The sequence below is a fragment of the Neptuniibacter sp. QD34_54 genome, from assembly GCF_047778055.1.
GTDB lineage: Bacteria > Pseudomonadota > Gammaproteobacteria > Pseudomonadales > Balneatricaceae > Neptuniibacter.
This window is the reverse complement of the sequence record NZ_CP180546.1, coordinates 3,652,728-3,675,706: the sequence shown is the minus strand read 5'-3', so window position 1 is coordinate 3,675,706 and position 22,979 is coordinate 3,652,728. Positions and strand designations below refer to the sequence as shown.

Here is a 22,979-nt window from a genome sequence, read left to right as displayed (position 1 = left end):
TTGGTCACAGGGCAAGAGTTTACTTTTTATACGGGCTAGTTAATGAAGCTATTACCCCTCTCAGATATACATCTAGAAATTATTACTAACGGCGAAGAACTACATATTCCAAATACGATTGCAGATATGATCCTGTTTTTAGGCGATATAGGTACCGGAGAGCAGGGGATATGTTGGGCAATTGAGCAATGTGAACGCTTAGGTATAAAGGGGCTCTATGTGCCAGGAAATCACGAGTATTACGGTCATGACATAAATCAGCTTGATAAGAGGCTACGAACAGTCGCTGCTGGTACTTTGGTGACTCTACTCAATTGTGATGAGTTGATCGTGGGCAACTATCGCTTTTTAGGCTGCACTTTATGGAGTGATTTTTCCGCTTACGGAGATACTTCGAGTAACTTAGCGGTAGTGAAATCTCGTATTAAGGATTATCGAAAAATACATATATCGTCGAGCAATGCAGAAAAACGCTTTTTTACCCCCAAGGATGCGTTAGCAGTTCATCAAGCACATAAAGCTTGGTTGCTTGGAAAATTGGTGGAACCTTTTCACGGCAAAACGGTACTACTGACTCATCATGGAATATCGAGAGAGTGTCAGCATCCGCAATTTGCTGTAGATGAAGTTGCTGGAAGTTATTGGTCTGCACTTGAACCTCTGTTTAAAGGTAAAATAGAGTTGGCTTGTTTTGGACACACTCATGCCAACCTAGATCAACAGTCTAAGGCCGGATTTCGTATGGTTAGTAATCAGATGGGATATCGGCGGCGCTTATCTGATCCGCCTGAATGCTCTGATTTTACATTCCAGAAGGTCATAGATTTATAAAACGAAGGGTTAAATTATATGTAACCTGAAGGAGGCCTTATCGATGTTTATAAATCTTCAGAGGCTTACCGTTACGCTTGCCTAAATTCTCCACTACCCAGAGCTTTCCACAGTTCCCACATCTAAAGGTTGCAGAGTGATTTTCGATATCGGAAGATGCCATAGCTAGTTTTCCGTCTAGCTCCGAAATTTCGTGAATTGAGTTTACTGTATATAAGTCGTTTAGTTTGTCACAACAGTTCATAGGCAATGGATGCTGAGTGGTTTAGAAAAGCGGTGTAATACGCTCCGTTATTACACCCTACATAAACTGTTTCTGTTAGGCGAAGCCGTTCTAGCAAGCGCAGCGTCTAACCACTATCGACTAGCTGCTAAGATAGTTACTCCGCCAAAGCCCGGCATTTATACAAAACTGCACCTTGTCCCCAGTAAACGCCGTCCTCGTCGATCACGTTCCAGACAATCGCGTCTTCAACCATAAAGCGGTTACCTTTGGCTGAGATACGGACGCCTTGGTAATCATCAATAAAGCCATTATCGGTTACGGCTTTAAGCAAGCGGTTACGTTCTTCTTGGGTTTGTGGTTCAGCGGTATAGCGTGATGGTAGTTTGATTAGCTCTTCCCATTGGATTTCGAACTGCTCCATGCCTTTGGCGTTGGAGTAGTTAAGCAAGGGATCTTGATTAGCATTGTGGGAAAGTACTGGATGAGCTGCGTTATATAGTGCTTGCGCGCGTTGATCACTGCTGGTGTCTGATGGAATCAGTGATTTTCCGGTAAGGCGTTCAAAGCTGCTTAATAGTCGCTCTGCTTGTTCTGCGGCGAAGTTGTTCTCGGAGCAAGGTTTGTTCATGGTGTTGGGGTCATCTGTGTCGTATAGATCTTCTTGAACACCAATCTTGGGGATTTTTTGCCTTACTCGCAAGTCTCCGTTGTGATGACGATTTCTAGTGCTTCAAAAAGTCGATAATTGGACAGTCCGAGACAGTACCTTCCCCGCAGCAACTATTGGAGAGCTGCTCTAATGAGTGCTCGATCTTTTGCAGTTCGCTGATCTTGGTTTTGACTAACGCGATCTTATGTTCGACCTGCTGTTTTACCAGTGCAGAGCTGGTGGTTGGATCGGTCTGTAATGACAGGAGCTCGCTAATCTCTTGCAGTGAAAAGCCAAGGTCTTTGCAGCGATGGATAAAGTGCAGACGTTGTAGGATTGTTTCGGGGTAGACCCTATAACCGGAAGGAAGACGGTCGGGTTCTGGGATAAGGCCGCGCTGTTCGTAATACCGAACGGTTTCTACGCTAATGCCGGATTGTTTTGCGACTTGTCCAATTTTGAGCTGTTTCATAGTTCCTGTTTAACACAGCAACCGAAACAGCTCAAACAGGCTGAGGCGATTACAGAGTAACGCGGCTCAGTGCGATGCTAGCAGGCATAGTGATCCACGCCATAGCGATCAAGTTAATGATGATCCAGGAGAAACCTGAAGAATCGCGGAAGTTTTCGTCATGATCTGCCATCGAAGTCACCCTAATGTCAGGCATGCGGATTTCGATCGATCATTGAAGTCACAGCATTTGACTTCACCTGCTGATGAGCCCTTGAGAGCTTCTGGTTCCAGGTTTAGTGTAATCGATTTAAATCGCGCAAAAGTTTATGTGCATAGAACTGTCTTGTCGGAAGCGCTAAGGCTTCAAAAACGTGGGTGATTTTATCAAGAGTGGGACGTTTTTAATAGCCAGAATAAATCGTCCTTAGGGACTGTAATAGCGTCAAGGTATCATTACAAATTGTATGGACTTTTCGGTCGGTTTCAATTTTTCACGAATCTTATGCTGTTTTTTGAGTTTCTAGCGTAAAGATTCGCTTTCTATTCATGAAACTGGATTATGATAGAGAGGTTATTAGCTCGTCTGGCGAAAAGGGACTATGTTGCGTTTTCTTCTGGTTATTATCGTTTTAGTTGCTCTGTTACTGCATAACCTGCCTCTATTGGTGCGAGATCAGGTGGTGCTGTGGTTACTGAACAATGGTGCGGATAAAGCTCAGTTATCAGCTTTAGAGGTAGAGTGGTTTGAAGGCCGTATCAATATTAAAGGTCTTAAAGCGGAAGCTGCGGATAAGCCGCCTTTACAAGTAGATAGCCTTTCTGTTGATCTGGATTATGAGCAGCTTCAGCAAGAACGTATTCTAATTACCGATCTGAGCCTTTCTGGCATTAATGTAGGTATTCGTCAGAAAGAGCAGGCGCTGTGGCTAGGCCCAATCGATCTGAATCAATTTAAATCCGAAGAACCTGCGGTTGAGGAAAAGCCAGAAGAGCCCCCTTCAAATTGGAGTTTTGGTTTAGCGCAGTTAAATCTTCAAGCGATCAACTGGCAGGCTGAGTTAGATGGCCAGACGCATAAGCTGCAATTGAAAACTGGACGCATCGCCGACTTCTACCTGTGGGATCAGGATCAGCCGGTTGCTTTGGACCTTGATGGCTCTTTAAATGGTGCTCCGATTGTATTGCAGTCCCAGTCCAAGCCTCTTCCTGAAGAGAAGAGTTCTGAGATCAACGTTAAGTTAAATAACTTCCCTATCCACAGTGTTACCGCCGTATTTATGCCTGAACTTCGTGGTCATCTGGATATGGATCTCGATCTAAATGTACGCACAAACCTGACTAATCAGTTATTACAGGTAAAACAAAAAGGTAGCGTTAAGTTACGTGGTTTGAAGTTCCGCCAAGATAATATGGCGCTAAAACAAAACTCACTAGCTTGGAAAGGTGATGTTAATCTCGGTGTTTTGGCGGGTGAGTTAAAGCAGCTAAAAACTGCAGGCCAAATTAAAGTGGCGGGGTTACAGCTTGATCAAGGCGGGCAAACGGTCAATTTAAAAGGGGCTGATTTGGTCTCTGTAGTCGAGATGGAAGGACTGCAAAAACTGGCTCTTAAGGATCTGGTCTTAAAAGCGGAAGGCATTGCGCTTAAGCAAGCGGGGCAGAGTATCAATATCAATGGTGTACTGGCACGCGGTGCTGTGCAGACTGCTGATATGAAAAACTGGCAGGTTAATATCCCTACAGTTGCTCTGCAAAACTTTGCTTTGTCTAAAGGGCAGCAGGAGCTGATTAGTCTTGCTACTTTGCGCTTAACTCAGGCGCAACTACGAGACGTTAACGATATCAGTCTAGATAAGCTGGAAACCGAGAAGCTCAAAGTTCAAGGTAATGGCGGAGTGTTTACCCAGTGGGGAGCAATCACTGCCGATGATATTAAGTTTAAACAGCAAAGCGAACTGAGTATTAACTCCGTGCAGTTGAGTGATAGTAAAACGCGGATGTTGTTGTCATCTAAGCGTCAGCTGACCGATCTGGATTGGTTATTAGCTCAGCTATCTAGCGGTGAGGAAAAAGCTGCTCCATCAGCGAAAGAAACCGAGAAACAAGCAAGCAAGCCAATCAGAGTTAAGCTTAACAAACTGCGTGTCAGTGGCAGTAATCCTATCCAGATTGTTGATGGCGGAGTTAAGCCTGCTTTTAAAACGAATCTTACTATTCAGAGCCTTGCTTTAAGTAATCTAGATACCGGTTCCAAAGGTGAAACCGCGTTTGATCTGAAGGCTAAAAACAAGCTATCTACCATTAATGCTAAGGGAGCTATTGAGCTATTCAGCGGTAATTTTGGCGGTCATTGGGATGCCAAAATTAAAGGCTTAGAACTTCCGCAAGTAAGTCCTTACTCGCTTGAATATACTGGTTATTACTTACAAAGTGGTCAGCTTAGCTTAACCACAAAAGGCACCATTAAAGGCCGAAAGCTCAAGGGTGATACTGATATACGTTTGAACAAGCTCGATGTTGAAGCGCGAAACAGTGAGCGTAGTGGCGAGTTTGATCAGAAGGTATCGATGCCTCTAGGAACGGCATTGATGATTCTACAGGATAACGATGACAATATTGATTTAGAGATCCCAATTGATGGCTCTTTGGATGACCCTCAATTTGGCTATCAGACCGTAATTAATAAGCTAGCGGGCAAAGGTTTGAAGAGCGCTGCCATGGGCTATCTAACCAAAGCACTACAGCCTTTCGGCACGTTGATTTCGATCGGCAAGATGGTGATGGATGCGCAAGAGAAAGGCTCGTTCATTACCCTACAACCGGTCTACTTCGATGTGGCCGGTGTCACGCTTAATTCTGAATCATCAGCTTATCTGTCGAAACTGACCCAGATGATGCAGGAACGTAAGGGGATGCGCATGAATATCTGTGGCCTTGCTGTTGCTGAAGACCAGTCTGCTATATGGCAACAGATTTTGGCTGGAAATGCTAAGCGCAAAAAGCCTCTACCAGAGGAACAACTTCAGGCAGAAGTGACACCAAAGCTGCAGCAGTTAGCGCAAGATCGTAGCGATGTTGTGAAAGCTGCGCTGTCGAAAGATGGTATCGATATTGAGCGCCTGTTTAGCTGCTATCCAAAAGTGGATCTGAAACAAAAACTTAAACCGCAGGTAAGTTTAGGCTTATAAAAAGCCAAAGGGATCTTTAGCTTTTGCACAAGCCGCCGACAGCTTAGGGTGAACAGGATCTGTTTTTTCGCGGGATTATCTCTCGAAAAGGCAAAACCCAAGCAATTGGGCGACGCAAAGTTACGGGTCCCTATGGGATGGCCGGACCGCCGACGATAAAAACTCTCGCTTCTGCTGAGGTTGTCGTTATGTTGTTTGCAAAACCACTTTTCGGCTGTGTCGCAGGGATAGCTCTGGCGCTAGCATCTCATTCAGTGAGTGCAACGGAGACCGCGCCAACACAACTTCCACTCTCTTTTCCTTCTTCAATTTTTACTCAATTAGCGGCTTTAGATGAATGGCATTTTGGGTTAAAACCGCCTGTCTTTTGCTTAAGTGGTCATTATTTTAGGGCCGAACGCTCTGCGGATGTAATTGATCAAAACAGGTCAGTTGCGAAGCCAAATCGTAAGAGTCGTTTGTATCTAGCCTTCTTGATGTTGGCTCGAAACAAGAAGTAGCAGTTTTAAAAACTCAATACTGGCTGACAGGCGTGCGTGCTTTTTGTGCGCTATTCCCCCTTTGTCGCAACGAAATGCCGTAGCTGAACTAAACTCATGCAAGGATCTTTTGATTGCGAGGCTCTGGATGAGGCGGCTTAAACAAGCGATATCAGGACGTCTGGGTAAACAGTTTGCGATACAGGTCATTTTATTTAGCTCCTGTTTTACTTTGATCACGACAAGCGTGCAGTTAGCGTTCGACTATCATGCAGATATCAGCCGCATTGAGCAGCAATTTGTTGATATAGAAAGGTCGCATGTCCCTCCTTTATCCCTTGGCTTGTGGTCAATGGATAGCGCTCAGATAGATGTTCATCTTGAAGGTTTACAGCAACTCCCCGATATAGAGCATGTAGTCATTAGTGATGAGCAGGGCGGTGTCTGGGAGTTTGGAGATAAGATCTCTGATAGTTCTCGTGAGCACGTTTACCCTTTAGAGTTTTTGCGGGTTAACCAAGCGGATCCCATTTATCTCGGCTCGTTGGTCGTGACGGCTAGTATCGATAATGTCTATGAAAGACTGATCAACCGAGCCAGCGTTATTCTTATCAGTAATGGTATAAAAACAGCGATAGTTGCAGGCTTTATTATCTTTTTGATGTGGCTTCGAGTGACTCGTCACCTTGGAAAAGTTACTGAGTATGTAACGCATTTGGAATTTAAAGGGGAAAACAAACCACTAATACTATCTAAAAGGTCTGATCCAAACTCGCCAGATGAATTTGATGTTGTTTCAGACGCAATTAACCGGATGCAACAAAGTCTGACTGAGCAGTTTCATGAGATTAACAAGGCTGAAGTGGAACTGAAATATTTGCTTCGTGAACGTAATCAATTGCTACAGAGTGAGCGGGAATATAAAGGGCAACTGGAGGAAAAAGTTACGGAAAGGACGAGGGAATTAACAATTAGTGAAGAAGCACTGAAGAAAAGCCATAACTACCTCCGTAATATTTTAGAAACGAGTCCTATTGCCGTAAGTGTTTATAACCCCAAAGAAAAACGTCTTACATACTCCAACCAAACATGTGCGAATATGTTCGGCTATAGCATTGAATCGTGGTTAGAACACAACCCCAATGATAGTTGGCTGCACTCTGAGGATAGAGAATATTTTGCTCGGGAATACCGCAAACATGGTCGAGTTGGCACGACTGAGGTTGAGTTGGTTCGTAAGGATGATTCGGTGTTTTGGGCCTTACTTACTTGGGACCGTATTTTCTTTCAGGATGAAAGGCAGATTTTATTCTGGGTAGTGGATATTAGTGGGCAGAAGAAAGCTCAGGATTTACTAGAAAGGGCGAAAGCTGAAGCCGAAGCCGCAACACAATCTAAGTCTGAATTCTTAGCGAATATGAGCCACGAAATTCGTACTCCAATGAATGCCGTGGTGGGATTTAGTCACCTTGCTCTGCAGACTGAATTAACTGAGCAGCAATATGATTATTTAAAAAAAATCCAAATGGCCGGTCATAATTTATTGCGTGTAATTAATGACATTCTCGATCTGTCTAAGATCGAAGCCGGTAGAATGAGTGTTGAGCAGATAGATTTCTCTTTAGATGATGTCCTAGAGCAGTTGTGTGATTTATTGCGCCTGAAAGCTGAAGAGAAAGGGTTGGAGATTCTACTATTCCATCCTTGGGAACTCCCACGAAATTTAAAAGGTGACCCTTTACGTTTAGGTCAGGTCCTGACCAATTTGGTCGGTAATGCCATTAAATTTACAGAACAGGGAGAGATCTCTATACAAGTAAATGAGGTTTGTCGTACTGACAATAAAGTGGTGCTTCGATTTAGTGTTACAGACAGCGGCATTGGCTTATCTGAGGAAGAACAAACACGAATTTTTAAGGCGTTTGGTCAAGCTGATACCTCAACAACTCGGAGATATGGTGGATCTGGGTTGGGATTGGTTATCTGTCAGCAGTTGATAGAACTGATGGGTGGGGAAATGACCCTTAAAAGTGAGAAGGGTAAGGGCTCTTGTTTCAGTTTTACCAGCGAATTTGAGTTGATAGAGGATGAAGCCAAGGTCGCGCATTCCATCGAAAAGCTACAAGGGGTAAGAGTATTGATCGTGGATGATAGCCCGGCGTCACGTGATGTATTGAATTCACTTATATGTAACTTTGGGATGTATGGTTATGCCCTAAGTTCAGGTGAAGAAGCGATAGCCGAGTTACAGAGGGTTAGTGAAAGTGATGAGCCTGATTATGATCTGTTGTTAATCGATTGGCATATGCCAGGTTTAGATGGTTTTACATGTGCGCAGAAAATAAAAGAGATGACAGTCAATTCCCCTTTACCTGCTGTAGTGATGGTTACAGCGCATCATCGAGAAGGAATTTTACATCAGGCTAACGCGGAAGATCTTGATGGTTTTCTACTTAAACCTGTTAGCCCGTCGCTTTTATTGAGTGCAATTGATAAAGCGCTTCATCAGGAAGTATCTTCAGAATATCGCCATCATAAGCCGGTTCCAAATCAAGAGGATGCTCTTAAAGGGCTTGTGGATTCACGAATTTTACTGGTGGAAGATAACCTAATTAATCAACAAATAGCGACTGAAATGCTTGTGGGGTTAGGGTTGGATGTAACCATTGCTGAAAATGGTTTAGATGCATTTAATCAGGCAAAAGATGTGCTATTTGATCTGATTTTAATGGATATTCAGATGCCCGTGATGGATGGTTTGGAAACGACTGAAAAAATCAGAGAACTGGTGGCTTACCGTGATATTCCTATTATTGCTATGACCGCTAATGCAATGCAGGAGGACATTGAACGTAGCAAAGCTGCAGGGATGGATGCGCATATTACTAAGCCAATACAACCAGAGGTATTACTACAGACGTTAACTCATTGGGTAACTCCTTATTTACATCAACCTCAATTGTCAGCATTAGGCCCGGATCCTGTGATTGATGGACTTCATAGTGGGGAAGCACTATCTAGGTTGAATGGTAATATGGAATTGTATGAAAGGTTATTACTGCAATTTGTCGATGAGCATAATGATACTTTCAGTGAAGTAGCGGAGCTTATCTCCCTTAATGATTTGGAGAAAGCTGCAGATAAGGCACATGCATTTGCTGGGTTAGTTGGGAATCTAGGTAGTACTGAATTATTTCGTTTGTCTCAACAGCTTGAGCGCAGTTTAAGAGCATCTGAACTAACGGAAGTAGAAGGGCTGTTAACCCAGTGTAAACAGCGATCTGATCAGTTAATTATTGCGATTTCTGAATTTTTAAGTTCCGGCCGCAAAGAGGCAACTTCTCCACAACCGTCTATAACTAATAAATGTGGTCTGTCATTTATTGAGTTGTTAGATGTTGTAAATGAGTTGTTGCAAGAGGGGGATAGTCGATCACTTAACTATATTGCTGATTTAAGGGCTGCTAATCCCGGAGGCTTAGAAGAAGAGTTGGCAAAAGTTCAAATGGCGATAGAAGAGTTTGAATTTGAACAAGCCTTAACGGAGGTCGAGCGGTTAAGGAAACGTTTTCTTAGCGAAGTATAAGGAGTCTCTTATGGATAACGTAAAGGGGCATGTACTGGTTGTAGATGATGAAGCAGTTAACTGTAATGTACTTGTTTCCCTGCTGGATGATTATAAAGTTATCGTTGCTAAGAGTGGTGTTAAAGCGATCTCACGTGCCCGTGAAAACCCTCCAGATATCATTCTCTTAGATGTGGTTATGCCAGAGATGAACGGCTATGAAGTCTGTTCAATCTTGAAAGCCGATGAAACCACATGTCACATCCCGATTATTTTTATCACTGTGAAATCAACTATTGAAGAGGAAACCCAAGGTCTTCAATTAGGTGCAGTGGATTATATATCTAAGCCCTTCAGCCCCGCGATCGTTCAGGCGAGAGTGCATAATCATATTCAACTTAAAAAACAGAGGGATATGTTGGAAGCTCTGAATGTCACAGATAGCTTGACTGGGATAGCTAATAGACGTCATTTTGATCTAGCTCTGAATCAGTATTGGCAAGCTGCTTGTCGCACGTCGAGTCCCGTAGCGTTATTAATGATCGATATTGATCATTTTAAACAATATAACGACCACTATGGGCATCAGTTGGGTGATGAGTGTTTGGCTCTGGTTGCACAAACTCTTGATAGGCAGTGTGATCGGGACTTGGATCAAGCTTGTCGATATGGTGGGGAGGAGTTCGCTGTTATTTTACCGTACACCGATAAATCAGGTGCGGTGAAAGTGGCAGAACGAATTTTAAGGGCTATCCGAGCATTAAAGATTCCGCATAAGGGGTCCGATACTGCTCAGATGGTGACGGTCAGTATTGGGCTATCAGTCAAAGAAGCGGTTCCATCATTGGAGTTGGAGAGCTTGATAGCAAGGGCTGATCAAGCTCTGTATGCTGCTAAAAACGGGGGTAGAAACTGCTGCCACCACTTGGATGCACCTGAGTTAACAGTACATCATCGCGAAGCTAGTGTTTGATAGCTTTGGCTTAAGCTCTGTTGACGATGGCTAAAGTGCCCAATCAGAATAAATAGACTGCTGCTCAGTATCGGTAATAGACACCAGAGTATTGGATGCAAAACCGGTGATAGATTCAACAATTGCTGGTGGATAGGCCACAAGCTTACCTCGGAAATAATGACCGCAAGTACACCACTGATTCCGCCAATCAATCCCATCTCTAAACGATCAAGTTGCTTACACTGCTTTTGGCTCGCGCCTAAGGTAAGCAGAAGCGCGTTCTCATGACGACGTTGTTCAAGCTCTTGGGTCAGAGTTACATAGAGTAAAACTAAACCTGATGCTGTTGTCAGCAACATCAGTAAGCTTGAGAGTAGGGACAGCTTACTGAGTAATGTTTGTAGCTGCGACAGAATTTGCCGAACATCGATCAGTGTTAGAGTCGGGAACTGTTGTAGCAGAGAGCGGCTAACCTCTGCGCTTTTATCACCTAGATAAAAACTGGTTAGGTAGCTAGGCGAGTAAGGCTCCAAAATGTCGGGGCTGAAGATATAGTAAAAGTTAGGTTGGAAAGAGTCCCATCTGACAGAACGAATACTGGTGATCTCGGCGCTGGCTTCGCGGCCCGCGATATCAAAAGTGACGCTATCGCCGAGTGTTAAGCCCAGTTCAGATGCGAGCTTTTGTTCAATAGAGACGCTTTGTGAACTGTTCCACTGTCCAGATATAAGCTCATTATGCGCTGGGAACTGCTCCGTCGCTGTTAGGTTCAACTCACGTTTTAGCGAAGGTTGCTCTAACTGTTCAGGCGTCAATGCCTCCGCTAAAGGTTGGCCATTGACCTTACTTAAGCGCCCACGATAGATCGGCCAAAGCTGATTATCGATCTGCTGTGCTGTTAACAAGGTTTCAACTTCCGGTTTCTCCCAGTCTTGAATATTGATGAGGAAGTGGTCCGGCGTGTTTTCGGGTAACTGTTCTTGCCAGCGGCTAAGTAGATCATTTAGCGCTACTAAGTTAATACTCAACAATGCAAATAGCAGACAGATCACCGGTATTTGAATTCGATACCAGCGCTGCTGCTGTTGCATGCGGCTAACCAACATCTGCCCTAGCGGATGATGCTTAGATAACTTCTGCGAACTCCATTGCGCGATAAAAGCACCGAGCCAACCCAACAGGCTACCTAGGATAAGCAAGCTCAGAGTAAGACTGAGGGTAAGCCACAGGCTGTTTAAGTAACTGCTAGTGAATAACAGTAAGACGATGAAGGCGCAAAGATAAGGTAGCTTGCCACCCCACTTCAGAGGCGAAGGCTGGTTTTGGAATAGCTGTGTAGGTGTACTTTTCTGTAGCAACAGAAGGTTAGGCAACCCAAGGGTGACAATAATAGCAATGCCTAACGCAGGCCCTGTTAGATATGTAGTGACAGCGGCCGTAGGAACAGGTTGAGGTAACAGTTCGTTTAGAAGTTGAAGGCCAGAGGCTTCCAATATAACTGCCAGAACAATACCTACAAGGCTACATAGGAACCATGCGTACCCTAGTTGAGCAAGGTACATCAATAACAACTGACGATTACTGACCCCTAAGCTTTTTAGCAAGGCAGCACGTTTACTTTGGCTCTGGGTAAAACGGCGTAAACTGAGGAAAATTGTCATGGCCGCAATTAGCAAGGCAAATAGCGCACCTAAACGCAGATAAGACGAGGCTTTCATTAACGCACTATTTTGCTGGCCCTCTTCGTTTTTAAGTGAAGTGATCTGCTCGCCGGTTTGTTTGTTTTCTTGTAGATAGGTTTCTAGTTGCGCGATTTGCTGGGCGTCGCCACTAAACAACTGGCGATAGTGCACACGTGAGCCGGGGCCTAAGAGCTCGGTGCTTTGTAGATCTGAGTGGTTGATGATTATTTGCGGATTAAAGCTAATAAAACCGCGGCCACGGTCAGGGGATGCAAGCACAGTGCGAGTTAAAACAAACTCTTTTGAGCCTAGCGTTAGTTTATCGCCGGGCTCGAGTTTTAAGCGTTCAAATACGCCTTGCTCGGCCCAAGCCTCTCCCATACTAGGTAATTCTGTTTGTGTTGGCCGATCTAATGTTATTTGTCCGCGGGGGTAGGGGGCATTCAATGCTCTTACGCTGACCAGTACAAAGTTATCACCTTGGTTCGCCATGCTGGCGATCTGTGTGACTGAAGTATGCTTAAGGGCCATCTCTTCAGCCATCGAAAGCGTCTTATCTGACAGCTGACGGCTGTTACTCAAGACTAAGTCGGCACCTAAAAGCGCACTGCCTTGTCTTGCGAGCGTTTGTTCAATCCGCTCACCTAATACTGCCATCAGGCTAGCAATGCTGATGGCTAGCAAGAGAGCCAGTAGTAGTGATCGCCACTCACTTAGCTTGATATTACTTAAGCTATGTTGCCCTGCTATTTTCAATAGAGTGGTAAGGTTCATGCGGATAACTCTTGCAGTTCGCCATTATGCAAACGCAATGCGCGACTACAGCGTTCTGCCAAGAATGAGTCATGGGTAATCAAAATCAGCGTCGTACCTTGAGCTTTGTTCAAATCAAAAAGCTGTTGGATAATCTGTTCACCGGTGTGTTCATCTAAGTTGCCGGTAGGCTCATCAGCAAACAGTAGGGTGGGATTTGTGGCAAAACTGCGGGCGATCGCAACCCTTTGTTGTTCGCCACCGGAAAGCTCGGCAGGTTTGTGATTAAGTCGTTCACTCAGGCCTACTTTGCTTAGCCAAATTTCTGCTTCTTCCGCGGCTTCTTTATGATTGCGAATCTGCAGAGGCAACATGACATTTTGTTGGGCGGTTAGGTCTGGTAGCAGGTGGAACGATTGAAATACGAAGCTGATATGCTGGTTACGAAAATCTGCCCGTTGTTGGTCATTCAGAGTATTGAGATCGGTATTATTCAGTAAAACATGACCAGAACTAGGCTGGTCTAATCCGGCTAGTAGCGATAGCAATGTCGATTTACCCGTGCCTGAAGGTCCGACGATAGCAACACTTTCTCCCCGCTTGATCTCTAGATTGATATCACTGAATAGATCAACGGCTCCTGCTTGAGTCTGAAACTGTTTTGCGAGATGCTGAGCACTAACGACTGTGTCTTTATCAATTGCCATAGGTTCTTCCGTGCGTAAAACGATTGCCTTTCTATTATTCGTATTTCTGACCGTTCCGGTTCAAGCGCGTTCCCTAATTGTTTTAGGGGATAGTCTATCTGCTGCCTATCAGATGGACCTTGAACAAGGTTGGGTGCACTTGTTACAGCAGCGTTTAGAACAACAAGGCTATGCGCTTGAAGTGATTAATGCCAGTGTTAGTGGCGATACAACGCAAAATGGCATCGCACGATTAAATTTGCTGCTTAAACAAACTGAACCAGAGATTGTGGTTATAGAATTAGGCGGGAATGACGGTTTACGTGGCACGCCGCCGGTTGCGATTCAGCGCAACTTAACCCGTTTAATCGATATGGCTGAAGGTAATGGAGCTAAGGTTCTGTTGCTTGGTATGCAGCTCCCTCCTAACTACGGTAAAGCCTACACCCAGCGTTTTAGCGAAATCTATCCGACAGTAGCTTCTAGCCAAGAAGTGACTTTAGTGCCTTTCTTTATGGAGCAAGTTGCCCTGTTTCCTGAGCGTATGCAGGATGATGGTATTCATCCTAGTGCCGCAGGTCAGCCTTATCTATTAGATACAGTGTGGCCTTACCTACAGCCGTTAATTGATTAGTATATTTGTCAGTTTATAGCTTTGAAGCTAGATACTTTGCCGTATATGCGCCGAACTTGGCGATCATTTCTACTGCTGGAGCAAAAAAATGACTACCCCCTGCTAATTGTTGACCGCTTTGTTGATGTTCTTGCTCTTCATGTTGAATCTTTTGAATTTCAGCATATACAGGATCGTTTTGGGGTAATTGGCAAAGAACAATATCAAACTCTTTCATGACTATTGATTCAATGGTGAATGTACTAGTGCCTATGGCTTTAATGCCTAACATTCCAATAGTAACGCCATAAAAAAGTCCTCCGAAGAAGAACAGTGAGTTAGCGATACATAGGCGAGCATTACGTGCTTTGAGGAGTTCTTTAAAGGTCGTTGCATGGCTTTTTTCGTGAAAGCGCATATTGTCTAACTCGGCTAAATTAGCTCTGAAAAAATACCGCGCAACACATTTATGCCCTCTATATACACCGACTGCGCCCAATTCGCAGGCATGCATTATTCTAAGTTCGCATTCAATGTTCATTCGCTACCTCAGGGCACAAAAGCCCTTGGTAAGAAACTAAAGAACCTAGAATAGGAAGCGAGAAACCGACGAAAAATCTGTATTTTCCATTCTCGATCTTTTTGTAAGCGGTGGTTTTAGGCAGTAACCATGTGGGGACGGTAACACCTTTGATCTTAATTTTTAGGCAGCGCCAGAACCATCCGTCCTCTTTGATATCCACTGTCAGATGCAATGTAATTGGGCCGGTTTCTTCGATCCAATAACCATCTTCAATTGAACCCACCGGTTTAAATATTGATATGACTCTTTCTTGGTCGTTGAAGCAGCGACCCCAGTGCAAGCCGTCTGGCTTATGGGATATGTTTACGGATAGTTGATGTTGGCCGGAGGTTGGAAGGCCCATTTTCTTGGCAAGCCTGCGCCCAATAATTCCTGCGAGTCCGCTACCATAGGTAAGATCAATAAGGCCTTTAAGTTCGCCGCCCTGAATATGCAGCTGTTGCAGTTGAGGGTGTAGTTCGGAAAATTTATCTCCAAACCAAGTTTGTACCAGCGCAGATGTCATGCACACAGTCCTTTGTTGAGTTATCTCCATTGCTCGATTTAGCTTATCACGTTAAACCCTAGGCACAAAAAAGGCCGATACGTTTCCGTATCAGCCTTTTTTAAGTCACGATAACTTATGCAAAGTTAGCGTTTACGAATTCCCAGTTAACTAGCGCCCAGAAACCTTTTAGGTAATCAGGACGAACGTTACGGTAATCGATGTAGTAAGCGTGTTCCCATAGGTCAACAGTTAGCAGTGGAGTCTGACCTTCAGTTAGAGGGCAGCCAGCGTTGCTAGTGTTAACGATATCGATAGAGCCGTCAGCGTTTTTAACCAACCAAGTCCAGCTAGAACCAAAGTTGTTAACTGCTTTGTCGTTTAGAGCTTCTTGGAACGCTGCGAAAGAACCCCATTTAGCGTTGATTGCATCAGCAATCGCGCCAGTTGGCTCACCACCACCGTTTGGAGATAGGCAGTTCCAGTAGAACGTGTGGTTCCAGATCTGAGCAGCGTTGTTGAATACGCCGCCAGCAGGAGCAGAAGTGATGATCTCTTCTAGCGTTTTACCTTCGTACTCGGTACCAGGAACTAGACCATTTAGCTTAACAACGTAAGTGTTGTGGTGTTTGCCGTGGTGGAAGTCTAGCGTTTCAGCAGAGATGTGTGGTTCCAGAGCGTCCTTTGCATAAGGTAGCGGCGGAAGTTCAAAGCTCATAAGTGTCACCTTATTCGTGTGTCGTAAAGACTTATTGTCAGAGATTACCTGCTTATCTGTATGCTCACACGATGGCAGGTAAGTGTTAAATATCCAAAGCACGGAAATAATAGCACCCAAGAGTGATTATTTCATGGTACAAAAAGTGTGCTTATTTGATGTTCTTTTGTTACGAACTATCTACTTATATTGGTTCATAATTTGTTTTTTAAAGGGCTGCGACTAAAGTTTGCTGAAACTGTCATGTTTTAACCCTAGAATGACAGGCCTGTATTTTTATAACTATAAAAAGTGACTGTTAGAAGATGTATAAAGTTTTAATTTGGATCTCTGTGGTATCTCTGGCAATTCTGGTCGTTAAAACCCAGTTTCTAGCGTCTGATACGTTTGTGCCTTTTAAAGAAGACTGCATGAAGTTGGCAGGTGCTACAGAGGAGCGTTGTGACTGCTTCTCTAAATATGTGCATAAGCACTTTAGCGATAATGAAGTAAAACTGATCCGTGCTAATCAACTGAGCAACCCAGACTTTAAATTTAAAGTGGAAGAAGTTCTGGCGCGCGCTAATCAGTCTTGTGCGGTTGAAAAATAAGTCTTATCTACTCAACTAGCTGGGATAGTTAACCCCTATCCCAGCTGTTCTCGCCCCTTATCCTTTGTGAGCGTCACTCGCTAGATGGTTTCTTAACACTTCTAGTGGGAATTGCGGATCACCGCAGGCAAAGAAATACGGATTCTCTAAAGACTCGCGTAAGTTATAGGTGAGGCCTTCTAGCGTTTTGGCGTTGACCAAGCGACCCCCAGCAGCTTCTAAAATAGCTTGTGCTGCTGCAGTATCCCATTCGCTAGTTGGATAAAGGCGTGGGTAAAAATCGGCCATACCTTCAGCGATTAGACACATCTTCAGAGAACTTCCCATCCCTCTATGGCTAATCTGGGAAAACTGTTTGGCGATCGGCAATATCAGATTTTCGTTAACTTCTTGGCCATGCCTGCGACTGGATGCGACGATTAGCTCTTTGCCCAAAGGTCGGCTTCGGATTTGCGCTGGAGCTTGCCCATTTTCCTGTTTCCAAGCGCCAATCTCGTTACCTCCCCAATAGGCTACAGTGCTCACGGGAACATAGATAATGCCGAAGATAGGGCGGTTGTTTTCAATCAAAGAAATATTGATGGTGAACTCATCGTTACGATTAATAAACTCTTTGGTTCCGTCCAGTGGGTCTATACACCAAAATTTCTGCCAGACTTTGCGCTGTTGATAGGTTAATTCAGTGTCTTCTTCACTTAGTTGTGGGATCTCGGGCGTTAGATCGCAGAGACCTGTCTGAATCACCTGATGTGCTGCGAGATCAGCTGCTGTGACTGGGGAGTGGTCTGCTTTAGCTGCAATCGAAAAATCATCGCGCTGATACACTTTTAATATCTCAGCGCTGGCTTGCTGACAAATACTGAGTAATGCTGAAGCTAAGTCGTGTTGGTTCATTATCTTACGGCCTTTTTGTTATTGGGTGTTGGCTGTATGAATGATGGTTCTACTTACGTTTGAGGAAATCTCTGGCCATATACAACGCTGCAATCGCTCTACCTTCGGTAAAGTCCTCGCTGGCTACCAGTTGTCCTATCTCCGCTAGCGGCCAACTTATGACTTCCATCTCCTCTGGCTCATCGCCTTGTAAACGACAAGGATAGAGATCTCTGGCGATAACCGCTGTAATGCTATGCCCCATATAGTTGGGTGCTGATGTCATTACTTTTAGCGTATCTAACTGGTTGCTACCAAATCCTGCTTCCTCTTTAAGCTCTCGGTCTGCAGCGATATGAGCGTCTTCACCGGGATCAATCAGGCCTTTAGGAAGCGTTAGCGTGTAATCCTCAATACCTGCAGCGTACTCTTTGATCAGCAGTACTTCATTGTCTTCGGTCACTGGTATGATCATTACAGCGCCGTTACCTCGACTGGCTAAGCGCTCATAAGTGCGTTCGGCACCATTAGAAAAGCGAAGTTCCACCTGCTCGACTTTAAATAAGCGTGTTTGTGCGGCAGTTGTAACCTTCAAAATTTCGGGTTTAACCGGCATACTGAGGTTTCCTCTTTACTTGGCCTAGAAAATGTTTGATTGGCAGAATATAGATACCGTCTTGCTGGATATGGACGGCACCCTTCTTGATCTACACTTTGATACCTATTTTTGGCTAGAACATCTACCCCTGCGTTATGCGCAGATCCACAAAATGGATCAAGATGAAGCACGCAGTTGGTTGCATGAGCGTATCATAGAGCAGCAAGGAACTCTTAATTGGTATTGTTTGGATTATTGGACACGTGAGCTGAATGTGCCTATTACCGAGCTGAAATATGAGATTGCTGACAAGATCGCTTTTCGACCTCATGTGCAGGACTTTCTGGCAACCTTAAAAGCGCAGGGCATTCGCACGGTTATTGTGACAAATGCCCATTGGGGAAGTCTGTCTCTTAAAATCGAGAAGACAGCGATCAACGATCTTGTGGATGAGGTGATCTGCTCTCATGACTTTGGATTGCCAAAAGAAGATCTCACTTTTTGGGACCGACTACAGCAAGTAGAGCCTTTTGATAAGTCCCGTACCTTGCTGGTGGATGATAGCTTTGCTGTACTTAGCAGTGCTCGGGAATATGGAATTAAGTATTTATTGTCGATCTACCAACCTGACAGCCAGCAACCTAAAAGAGCAATAGATGACTATAGTGCTATAGAGCACTTTGATGAGATTACCCCCAAGAAATGACAGATACAGAAGTAAAAGTTCGTCTTGATAAATGGCTTTGGGCCGCCCGCTTTTATAAGACTCGCGCTGTTGCAAAACAGATGATTGATGGTGGCAAAGTTCACTATAACGGCCAACGTACTAAATGCAGTCGACATGTTGAGGTTGGTGCGGTCTTAGAAATTCGTCAGGGTTTCGATGAGAAAGAGATTGTGGTGGTTGAGCTTTCAGATAAGCGCCGCGGTGCGCCTGACGCGCAAAAACTTTATAAAGAAACCGAAGCCAGTATTAAAAAGCGTGAAGAGCATGCGGCTCAGCGAAAGGCTATGGGAAGTAGCTTGAATCCACGCAATCGGCCGAATAAGAAAGAGCGTCGTCAGATTAGATCATTCAAAGATGGTGAGCGCGGGATTTTTGATAAAGGTTAAATACTCACCGCATTGTTCATGTGTATGCTGAACAATGCGGTAGGATCAACATATTTACGATTTGAGAATCGGAAGTTGATTTAGCAAAGGTATCTTTGCGAATAGTCGTATTAATGGCAGCAGAAGTTTATGAACCTTGGTGGTAACTATATGCATAATTGGTGTACAAAAAGCCAAGCTCAGGGTAATCATCGCTGAGAAAGCCCCGCCGACTAAATTGTCACTCGCCCAGTGGGCTCCACCAACAACGCGCGGTAACATAAATAGCACGGCTAAAAATAGAGCGGATAAGGAAAGCCAACTACGTGCATTTAGCACCATAAAACCTGCCCAAGTTAGCACGACGGTAGCGTGGTCCCCAGGGAAGGTGGATGTTGCACTGTCTTTGGCCGGAATATCCGGAACAATCTGACTAAACCGATATGCGGGCTCCAGCAATAAGGTTGGGCTCTTACCACTTAATTCCGCAGCTTTGGTGAAGTTAGCTACCCCTTCTCTGACAAAGAACATCAAAATGAGTAGTAGGATAAATCCGATGATGGCTTGTTGAAGGCGGTCTCGTTTGATGCCGAAACCCGGGAAGGTCAAACTCACCAGCATGATCGTTAGAGGGACCAAATCCATAATGCGGACATTCGCCCATGCCCAAAAACGGGTCCAGCCATTATCTTCAGACAGCGTGCCATTCAGAATAAAGAATAGGTTCTGGTCGATGCTGCGCCAGAAGGCGAAGCCTGTTTCTGTTACGAAAAAGCCAAACCAAGCAAACGCAAATAAATGCCCAAGGAAAAGGGCTTTAAAATTCCATGTCTGCCTGAAAACGGTGATATCGTTCATACTGCAAATACTGTCCCGAATTGTTAGACAGATATGATAAAATACCTGTATTGACTTGGGTACCTGTCTGGACCCTCTTATTTTCCACTTATAACTCGATAGAATCCTCTCATGAGTAATCCTGATCAGATTCAGCGTATCCTTTTCGATGAATTGGATATTCGCGGCGTTGTTTCCGGTGTACAGCAAACCTGTGCCGACTGTTTTGAAAACCATGACTATCCTGCTGTTATTCAGCAGGTGTTGGGTGAAATGTTAGCAGCAGTAAGCTTGCTTAGCTCGAACCTAAAATTTAAAGGTCGTTTAATTCTTCAAGCTCAAGGTCGAGGGAATGTTCGTGTGTTAATGGCGGAATGTAACCATGACCGCGATCTACGTGCGATTGCTCGTTACGAAGGCGAACTAGATGAACAAGCTAACTTTGTGGATCTATTACCGCAAGGTCAGGTTGTCCTGACCATCGAGCCGGAGCAAGGGCAGCCTTACCAAGGTATTGTGCCGCTAGATGGAAAAAATCTAGGCAAATGTTTAGAAAACTACTTCCTAAGCTCTGAGCAACTGCCAACCCAGATTCAGCTAGCTTCTGATGGTGAAAAAGCAGCAGGTATGATGCTGCAGGTATTGCCAGCGCAAGGTACCGGCGAAGAAGACTGGGATCGAGTCAGTCACTTAGCGTCCACGCTTAAAAGTGAAGAGTTATTAGAGTTGGATAACGAAACATTGTTGTACCGACTTTTCCACGAAGAACAATGTCGTCTATACGAACCGGATGAAGTTCGATTCAAATGTACCTGTTCTCGTCAACGCAGCGAAGCGTCTTTGAAGCTTGTCGAAAAAGCAGAACTTTTAGAAGTGCTAGAAGAACAGGGCAAAGTGGCTGTAAATTGTCAGTTCTGTAACGCCCAGTACGATTTTGACGCTGCAGATATCGAAGCGCTGTTTGCTGAAAACGGCGCTTCAGGCGACTCACAAGTACATTAAGCGAACTTATATTAGATATTCTGGTGGTGAATTTGCAGTAAAATCAATCAAATAAGCCTGTTTTTGCGGCAGGTTAAATGCGAATTGATTCCAACAATGGCACAGCGTGCGATTTTTGTGCATAATACGCCTCCTTATAATTACGATACACCATAGCCTTACGCCTTATTAGGTAACGTTATTGGCGCCTATGCCAAGGGAACCCAGTAATGACCAAAGATTCTGTTAACATTGCACACCACAACTTAAGCCCAGCTAAGCTGGTTGAGAAAGCCATTGCCAACGGTGAAGGAACACTTGCTGACACTGGCGCATTGGTAGTGACAACAGGTAAACGTACCGGTCGTTCTCCGATGGATCGCTTCATCGTTGAAGAGCCAAGTACTGCTGATTCTATCGATTGGGGTAATATCAACCGCCCATTCGATTCAGACAAATTTGATGCATTATGGACTCGCGTAGAAGAGTTCATCGCAGATAAAGAGCACTTCGTGTCAAACGTACACGTTGGCTCTGATCCAAACCATTATCTTGCTGTAAACATGACTACTCAGACTGCATGGCAGAACCTGTTTGGTCAGAACCTTTTCATTCGTCCTGCGGAATACAACCCGAAGTCGAAAGAAGAGTGGCAGATCCTAAACGTTGCTGGTTTCGAATGTGATCCAGAGCGTGACGGCACAAACAGTGATGGTTGCGTAATCATTAACTTCGCTAAGCGTAAAGTTTTGCTAGCAGGCATGCGCTACGCTGGTGAAATGAAGAAAGCGATGTTCTCTGTACAGAACTTCCTGCTACCAGAGAAAGACGTATTGCCAATGCACTGTTCTGCAAACGTTGGTGATGACAACAGTACAACGCTATTCTTCGGTCTATCTGGTACAGGTAAAACAACTCTGTCTGCTGACCCTTCTCGTTACCTAATCGGTGATGATGAGCACGGTTGGGGCAAAGGCGTTGTATTTAACCTGGAAGGTGGTTGCTACGCTAAAACTATCAATCTAAGCCAGAAGAACGAACCAATTATCTGGGACGCTATCCGCTTTGGTGCAATCGTAGAGAACGTTGCTCTAAACGATGCGCGTACAGCTGATTACGATGACACGTCTCTAACTGAGAACGGTCGTTGTGCATACCCGCTACAGCACGTTGAAAAACGTACTGTATCTAACATGGGTGAAGAGCCAGATTCTATCGTATTCCTAACATGTGACCTGACTGGCGTATTGCCACCAGTATCTATCCTGACTAAAGAAGCGGCTGCGTACCACTTCCTGTCTGGTTACACTGCACTTGTAGGTTCTACAGAAATGGGTTCAGGCGGTGGCATCAAGTCTACTTTCTCAACTTGTTTCGGTGCTCCTTTCTTCCCTCGTCCAGCACACGTATACGCTGAGCTTCTAATGAAGCGTATCGAAGAGTTCGGTTCTAAGGTTTACCTAGTAAATACTGGCTGGACTGGTGGTTCTTACGGTACTGGCGAGCGTTTCAGCATCCCAACTACTCGTGGCATCATCTCTGCAATCCAGAATGGTTCCCTAAACGGTGTTGAGACTGAGAAGCTAGAAGGTCTAAACCTGGAAGTACCAGTTTCGGTTGAAGGTGTAGATTCTACACTGCTTAACCCACGTAACACTTGGGCTGACAAGTCTGGTTATGATGCAACTGCAAATGATTTGATCGGTCAGTTCGTAGAGAACTTCAAGAAGTTCGATGGCGTATCTGAAGAGATCATTGCGGCAGGCCCTAAACTATAAGCGGCTAGCTAGCATTTGAAAAAAACCTCGTATTTATACGAGGTTTTTTTTTGCATGTAAGAATGTTCGTCACAATATCGAATAATTTATGTCTGCAGGCTAATGCTAGGATTTAATTACCGAAGTGGCTTTTATGGAAATCGGTAAAATCTGTTTTTGCTTGAAGGGAGGTGCTAAGCAGATTATTCTCAGCTATCTGTATACGATTATGGCAGGCTGTTGCTGATATTTAATACGGGTACTGCCTTATGTACATTTTAAAAAAATGATTATGGAATTCATTACGATACTGTTAGTCCGATACGTCTCTCTTTAATTAAGGAGAGGGCTAATAAATCTAAGGTCTGAAACGCCTGTTTTGGTT

The 22,979-nt window shown here is 44.5% G+C and carries 22 protein-coding genes and 1 riboswitch; of the genes, 11 read left to right on the top strand and 11 right to left on the bottom strand.

Annotation, left to right across the window (positions count from 1 at the left end; translation table 11 throughout):
• Window positions 1-42 precede the first annotated feature (42 nt).
• A complete protein-coding gene (locus ACMXYP_RS16950; RefSeq protein ID WP_415882810.1) occupies window positions 43-831 on the top strand; it encodes a metallophosphoesterase in 789 nt (262 codons plus the stop codon).
• A 380-nt stretch (window positions 832-1,211) separates the two neighbouring features.
• On the opposite strand, the gene ACMXYP_RS16945 is transcribed toward ACMXYP_RS16950, so the two are convergent.
• From ACMXYP_RS16945 to ACMXYP_RS16935, 3 genes are read right to left on the bottom strand one after another with little or no spacing between them, the layout of a single operon-like run.
• Window positions 1,212-1,757 carry an MEKHLA domain-containing protein gene (locus ACMXYP_RS16945; protein WP_415882809.1) on the bottom strand — a complete coding sequence of 182 codons (546 nt, stop codon included), beginning with the start codon at window positions 1,755-1,757 and terminating at the stop codon, window positions 1,212-1,214.
• A 22-nt stretch (window positions 1,758-1,779) separates the two neighbouring features.
• Entirely contained in the window at window positions 1,780-2,178 is a 399-nt protein-coding gene (locus tag ACMXYP_RS16940; protein ID WP_415882808.1) for a heavy metal-responsive transcriptional regulator, read from the bottom strand.
• 49 nt (window positions 2,179-2,227) lie between these two features.
• Window positions 2,228-2,350, bottom strand: a complete 123-nt coding sequence (locus ACMXYP_RS16935) for a hypothetical protein (protein WP_415882807.1) — start codon at window positions 2,348-2,350, stop codon at window positions 2,228-2,230.
• 409 nt (window positions 2,351-2,759) lie between these two features.
• Here ACMXYP_RS16935 and ACMXYP_RS16930 point away from each other — a divergent pair, with 409 nt between their 5' ends.
• The 4 genes from ACMXYP_RS16930 to ACMXYP_RS16915 all read left to right on the top strand — a co-directional run bounded on the left by ACMXYP_RS16930 (window position 2,760) and on the right by ACMXYP_RS16915 (window position 10,365).
• Window positions 2,760-5,348, top strand: a complete 2,589-nt coding sequence (locus tag ACMXYP_RS16930) for a DUF748 domain-containing protein (protein ID WP_415882806.1) — start codon at window positions 2,760-2,762, stop codon at window positions 5,346-5,348.
• A 79-nt stretch (window positions 5,349-5,427) separates the two neighbouring features.
• A riboswitch (cyclic di-GMP riboswitch) is annotated at window positions 5,428-5,502 on the top strand.
• Between the two features lie 34 nt (window positions 5,503-5,536).
• Complete coding sequence (locus tag ACMXYP_RS16925) at window positions 5,537-5,848, top strand: hypothetical protein (RefSeq protein WP_415882805.1); 312 nt, start codon at window positions 5,537-5,539, stop codon at window positions 5,846-5,848.
• A 127-nt stretch (window positions 5,849-5,975) separates the two neighbouring features.
• Complete coding sequence (locus ACMXYP_RS16920; protein ID WP_415882804.1) at window positions 5,976-9,413, top strand: response regulator; 3,438 nt, start codon at window positions 5,976-5,978, stop codon at window positions 9,411-9,413.
• A gap of 10 nt (window positions 9,414-9,423) precedes the next feature.
• Entirely contained in the window at window positions 9,424-10,365 is a 942-nt protein-coding gene (locus tag ACMXYP_RS16915; protein WP_415882803.1) for a diguanylate cyclase domain-containing protein, read from the top strand.
• Here ACMXYP_RS16915 and ACMXYP_RS16910 read toward each other — a convergent pair.
• A complete protein-coding gene (locus ACMXYP_RS16910) occupies window positions 10,344-12,803 on the bottom strand; it encodes an ABC transporter permease (RefSeq protein ID WP_415882802.1) in 2,460 nt (819 codons plus the stop codon). The genes ACMXYP_RS16915 and ACMXYP_RS16910 overlap by 22 nt on opposite strands.
• Window positions 12,800-13,489 carry an ABC transporter ATP-binding protein gene (locus ACMXYP_RS16905; protein ID WP_415882801.1) on the bottom strand — a complete coding sequence of 230 codons (690 nt, stop codon included), beginning with the start codon at window positions 13,487-13,489 and terminating at the stop codon, window positions 12,800-12,802. Before ACMXYP_RS16905 ends, ACMXYP_RS16910 begins: the two co-directional genes overlap by 4 nt.
• Window positions 13,490-13,499: 10 nt before the next feature.
• Here ACMXYP_RS16905 and ACMXYP_RS16900 point away from each other — a divergent pair, with 10 nt between their 5' ends.
• Window positions 13,500-14,102, top strand: a complete 603-nt coding sequence (locus tag ACMXYP_RS16900) for an arylesterase (protein ID WP_415882800.1) — start codon at window positions 13,500-13,502, stop codon at window positions 14,100-14,102.
• A 13-nt stretch (window positions 14,103-14,115) separates the two neighbouring features.
• On the opposite strand, the gene ACMXYP_RS16895 is transcribed toward ACMXYP_RS16900, so the two are convergent.
• From ACMXYP_RS16895 to ACMXYP_RS16885, 3 genes are all read right to left on the bottom strand, one after another.
• Window positions 14,116-14,622 carry a demethoxyubiquinone hydroxylase family protein gene (locus ACMXYP_RS16895; RefSeq protein ID WP_415882799.1) on the bottom strand — a complete coding sequence of 169 codons (507 nt, stop codon included), beginning with the start codon at window positions 14,620-14,622 and terminating at the stop codon, window positions 14,116-14,118.
• On the bottom strand, window positions 14,612-15,169 hold the full coding sequence (locus ACMXYP_RS16890; RefSeq protein WP_415882798.1) for a DUF4166 domain-containing protein: 558 nt from the start codon (window positions 15,167-15,169) through the stop codon (window positions 14,612-14,614). The genes ACMXYP_RS16895 and ACMXYP_RS16890 overlap by 11 nt, the downstream gene beginning before the upstream one ends.
• A 115-nt stretch (window positions 15,170-15,284) precedes the next feature.
• Entirely contained in the window at window positions 15,285-15,866 is a 582-nt protein-coding gene (locus ACMXYP_RS16885) for a superoxide dismutase (RefSeq protein WP_415882797.1), read from the bottom strand.
• Window positions 15,867-16,171: 305 nt separating this feature from the next.
• On the opposite strand from ACMXYP_RS16885, the gene ACMXYP_RS16880 reads away from it, so the two are divergent.
• The gene (locus ACMXYP_RS16880; RefSeq protein ID WP_415882796.1) at window positions 16,172-16,456 is read left to right on the top strand and encodes a hypothetical protein; all 285 of its coding nucleotides are present in this window, start codon (window positions 16,172-16,174) and stop codon (window positions 16,454-16,456) included.
• Window positions 16,457-16,513: 57 nt separating this feature from the next.
• Here the strand turns inward: ACMXYP_RS16880 and cysQ are convergent, their stop codons facing one another.
• On the bottom strand, window positions 16,514-17,350 hold the full coding sequence (gene cysQ / locus ACMXYP_RS16875; RefSeq protein ID WP_415882795.1) for a 3'(2'),5'-bisphosphate nucleotidase CysQ: 837 nt from the start codon (window positions 17,348-17,350) through the stop codon (window positions 16,514-16,516).
• A 49-nt stretch (window positions 17,351-17,399) separates the two neighbouring features.
• A complete protein-coding gene (nudE, locus tag ACMXYP_RS16870) occupies window positions 17,400-17,945 on the bottom strand; it encodes an ADP compounds hydrolase NudE (protein WP_415882794.1) in 546 nt (181 codons plus the stop codon).
• Between the two features lie 31 nt (window positions 17,946-17,976).
• Here nudE and yrfG point away from each other — a divergent pair, with 31 nt between their 5' ends.
• A complete protein-coding gene (yrfG, locus tag ACMXYP_RS16865) occupies window positions 17,977-18,633 on the top strand; it encodes a GMP/IMP nucleotidase (RefSeq protein WP_415882793.1) in 657 nt (218 codons plus the stop codon).
• Window positions 18,630-19,040 (top strand): ribosome-associated heat shock protein Hsp15, encoded by a 411-nt coding sequence (gene hslR / locus ACMXYP_RS16860; RefSeq protein ID WP_415882792.1) that lies wholly within the window; start codon window positions 18,630-18,632, stop codon window positions 19,038-19,040. The genes yrfG and hslR overlap by 4 nt, the downstream gene beginning before the upstream one ends.
• A gap of 54 nt (window positions 19,041-19,094) precedes the next feature.
• On the opposite strand, the gene ACMXYP_RS16855 is transcribed toward hslR, so the two are convergent.
• A complete protein-coding gene (locus tag ACMXYP_RS16855; RefSeq protein WP_415882791.1) occupies window positions 19,095-19,877 on the bottom strand; it encodes a phosphatase PAP2 family protein in 783 nt (260 codons plus the stop codon).
• Between the two features lie 111 nt (window positions 19,878-19,988).
• Between ACMXYP_RS16855 and hslO the strand changes: the two genes are divergently transcribed.
• Together hslO and ACMXYP_RS16845 are read left to right on the top strand one after the other, a co-directional pair.
• On the top strand, window positions 19,989-20,858 hold the full coding sequence (gene hslO, locus ACMXYP_RS16850; RefSeq protein WP_415882790.1) for an Hsp33 family molecular chaperone HslO: 870 nt from the start codon (window positions 19,989-19,991) through the stop codon (window positions 20,856-20,858).
• Between the two features lie 209 nt (window positions 20,859-21,067).
• Window positions 21,068-22,615 (top strand): phosphoenolpyruvate carboxykinase, encoded by a 1,548-nt coding sequence (locus ACMXYP_RS16845; RefSeq protein WP_415882789.1) that lies wholly within the window; start codon window positions 21,068-21,070, stop codon window positions 22,613-22,615.
• Window positions 22,616-22,979 lie beyond the last annotated feature (364 nt).

Bases quoted from the DNA above. Each gene is read 5' to 3' on its own strand.
- ACMXYP_RS16950 (WP_415882810.1), top strand. From the start codon at position 43: ATGAAGCTATTACCCCTCTCAGATATACATCTAGAAATTATTACTAAC.
- ACMXYP_RS16940 (WP_415882808.1), bottom strand. From the start codon at position 2,178: ATGAAACAGCTCAAAATTGGACAAGTCGCAAAACAATCCGGCATTAGC.
- ACMXYP_RS16935 (WP_415882807.1), bottom strand. From the start codon at position 2,350: ATGGCAGATCATGACGAAAACTTCCGCGATTCTTCAGGTTTCTCCTGG.
- ACMXYP_RS16930 (WP_415882806.1), top strand. From the start codon at position 2,760: ATGTTGCGTTTTCTTCTGGTTATTATCGTTTTAGTTGCTCTGTTACTG.
- ACMXYP_RS16925 (WP_415882805.1), top strand. From the start codon at position 5,537: ATGTTGTTTGCAAAACCACTTTTCGGCTGTGTCGCAGGGATAGCTCTG.
- ACMXYP_RS16920 (WP_415882804.1), top strand. From the start codon at position 5,976: ATGAGGCGGCTTAAACAAGCGATATCAGGACGTCTGGGTAAACAGTTT.
- ACMXYP_RS16915 (WP_415882803.1), top strand. From the start codon at position 9,424: ATGGATAACGTAAAGGGGCATGTACTGGTTGTAGATGATGAAGCAGTT.
- ACMXYP_RS16910 (WP_415882802.1), bottom strand. From the start codon at position 12,803: ATGAACCTTACCACTCTATTGAAAATAGCAGGGCAACATAGCTTAAGT.
- ACMXYP_RS16905 (WP_415882801.1), bottom strand. From the start codon at position 13,489: ATGGCAATTGATAAAGACACAGTCGTTAGTGCTCAGCATCTCGCAAAA.
- ACMXYP_RS16895 (WP_415882799.1), bottom strand. From the start codon at position 14,622: ATGAACATTGAATGCGAACTTAGAATAATGCATGCCTGCGAATTGGGC.
- ACMXYP_RS16890 (WP_415882798.1), bottom strand. From the start codon at position 15,169: ATGACATCTGCGCTGGTACAAACTTGGTTTGGAGATAAATTTTCCGAA.
- ACMXYP_RS16885 (WP_415882797.1), bottom strand. From the start codon at position 15,866: ATGAGCTTTGAACTTCCGCCGCTACCTTATGCAAAGGACGCTCTGGAA.
- ACMXYP_RS16880 (WP_415882796.1), top strand. From the start codon at position 16,172: ATGTATAAAGTTTTAATTTGGATCTCTGTGGTATCTCTGGCAATTCTG.
- cysQ (WP_415882795.1), bottom strand. From the start codon at position 17,350: ATGAACCAACACGACTTAGCTTCAGCATTACTCAGTATTTGTCAGCAA.
- nudE (WP_415882794.1), bottom strand. From the start codon at position 17,945: ATGCCGGTTAAACCCGAAATTTTGAAGGTTACAACTGCCGCACAAACA.
- yrfG (WP_415882793.1), top strand. From the start codon at position 17,977: ATGTTTGATTGGCAGAATATAGATACCGTCTTGCTGGATATGGACGGC.
- hslR (WP_415882792.1), top strand. From the start codon at position 18,630: ATGACAGATACAGAAGTAAAAGTTCGTCTTGATAAATGGCTTTGGGCC.
- ACMXYP_RS16855 (WP_415882791.1), bottom strand. From the start codon at position 19,877: ATGAACGATATCACCGTTTTCAGGCAGACATGGAATTTTAAAGCCCTT.
- hslO (WP_415882790.1), top strand. From the start codon at position 19,989: ATGAGTAATCCTGATCAGATTCAGCGTATCCTTTTCGATGAATTGGAT.
- ACMXYP_RS16845 (WP_415882789.1), top strand. From the start codon at position 21,068: ATGACCAAAGATTCTGTTAACATTGCACACCACAACTTAAGCCCAGCT.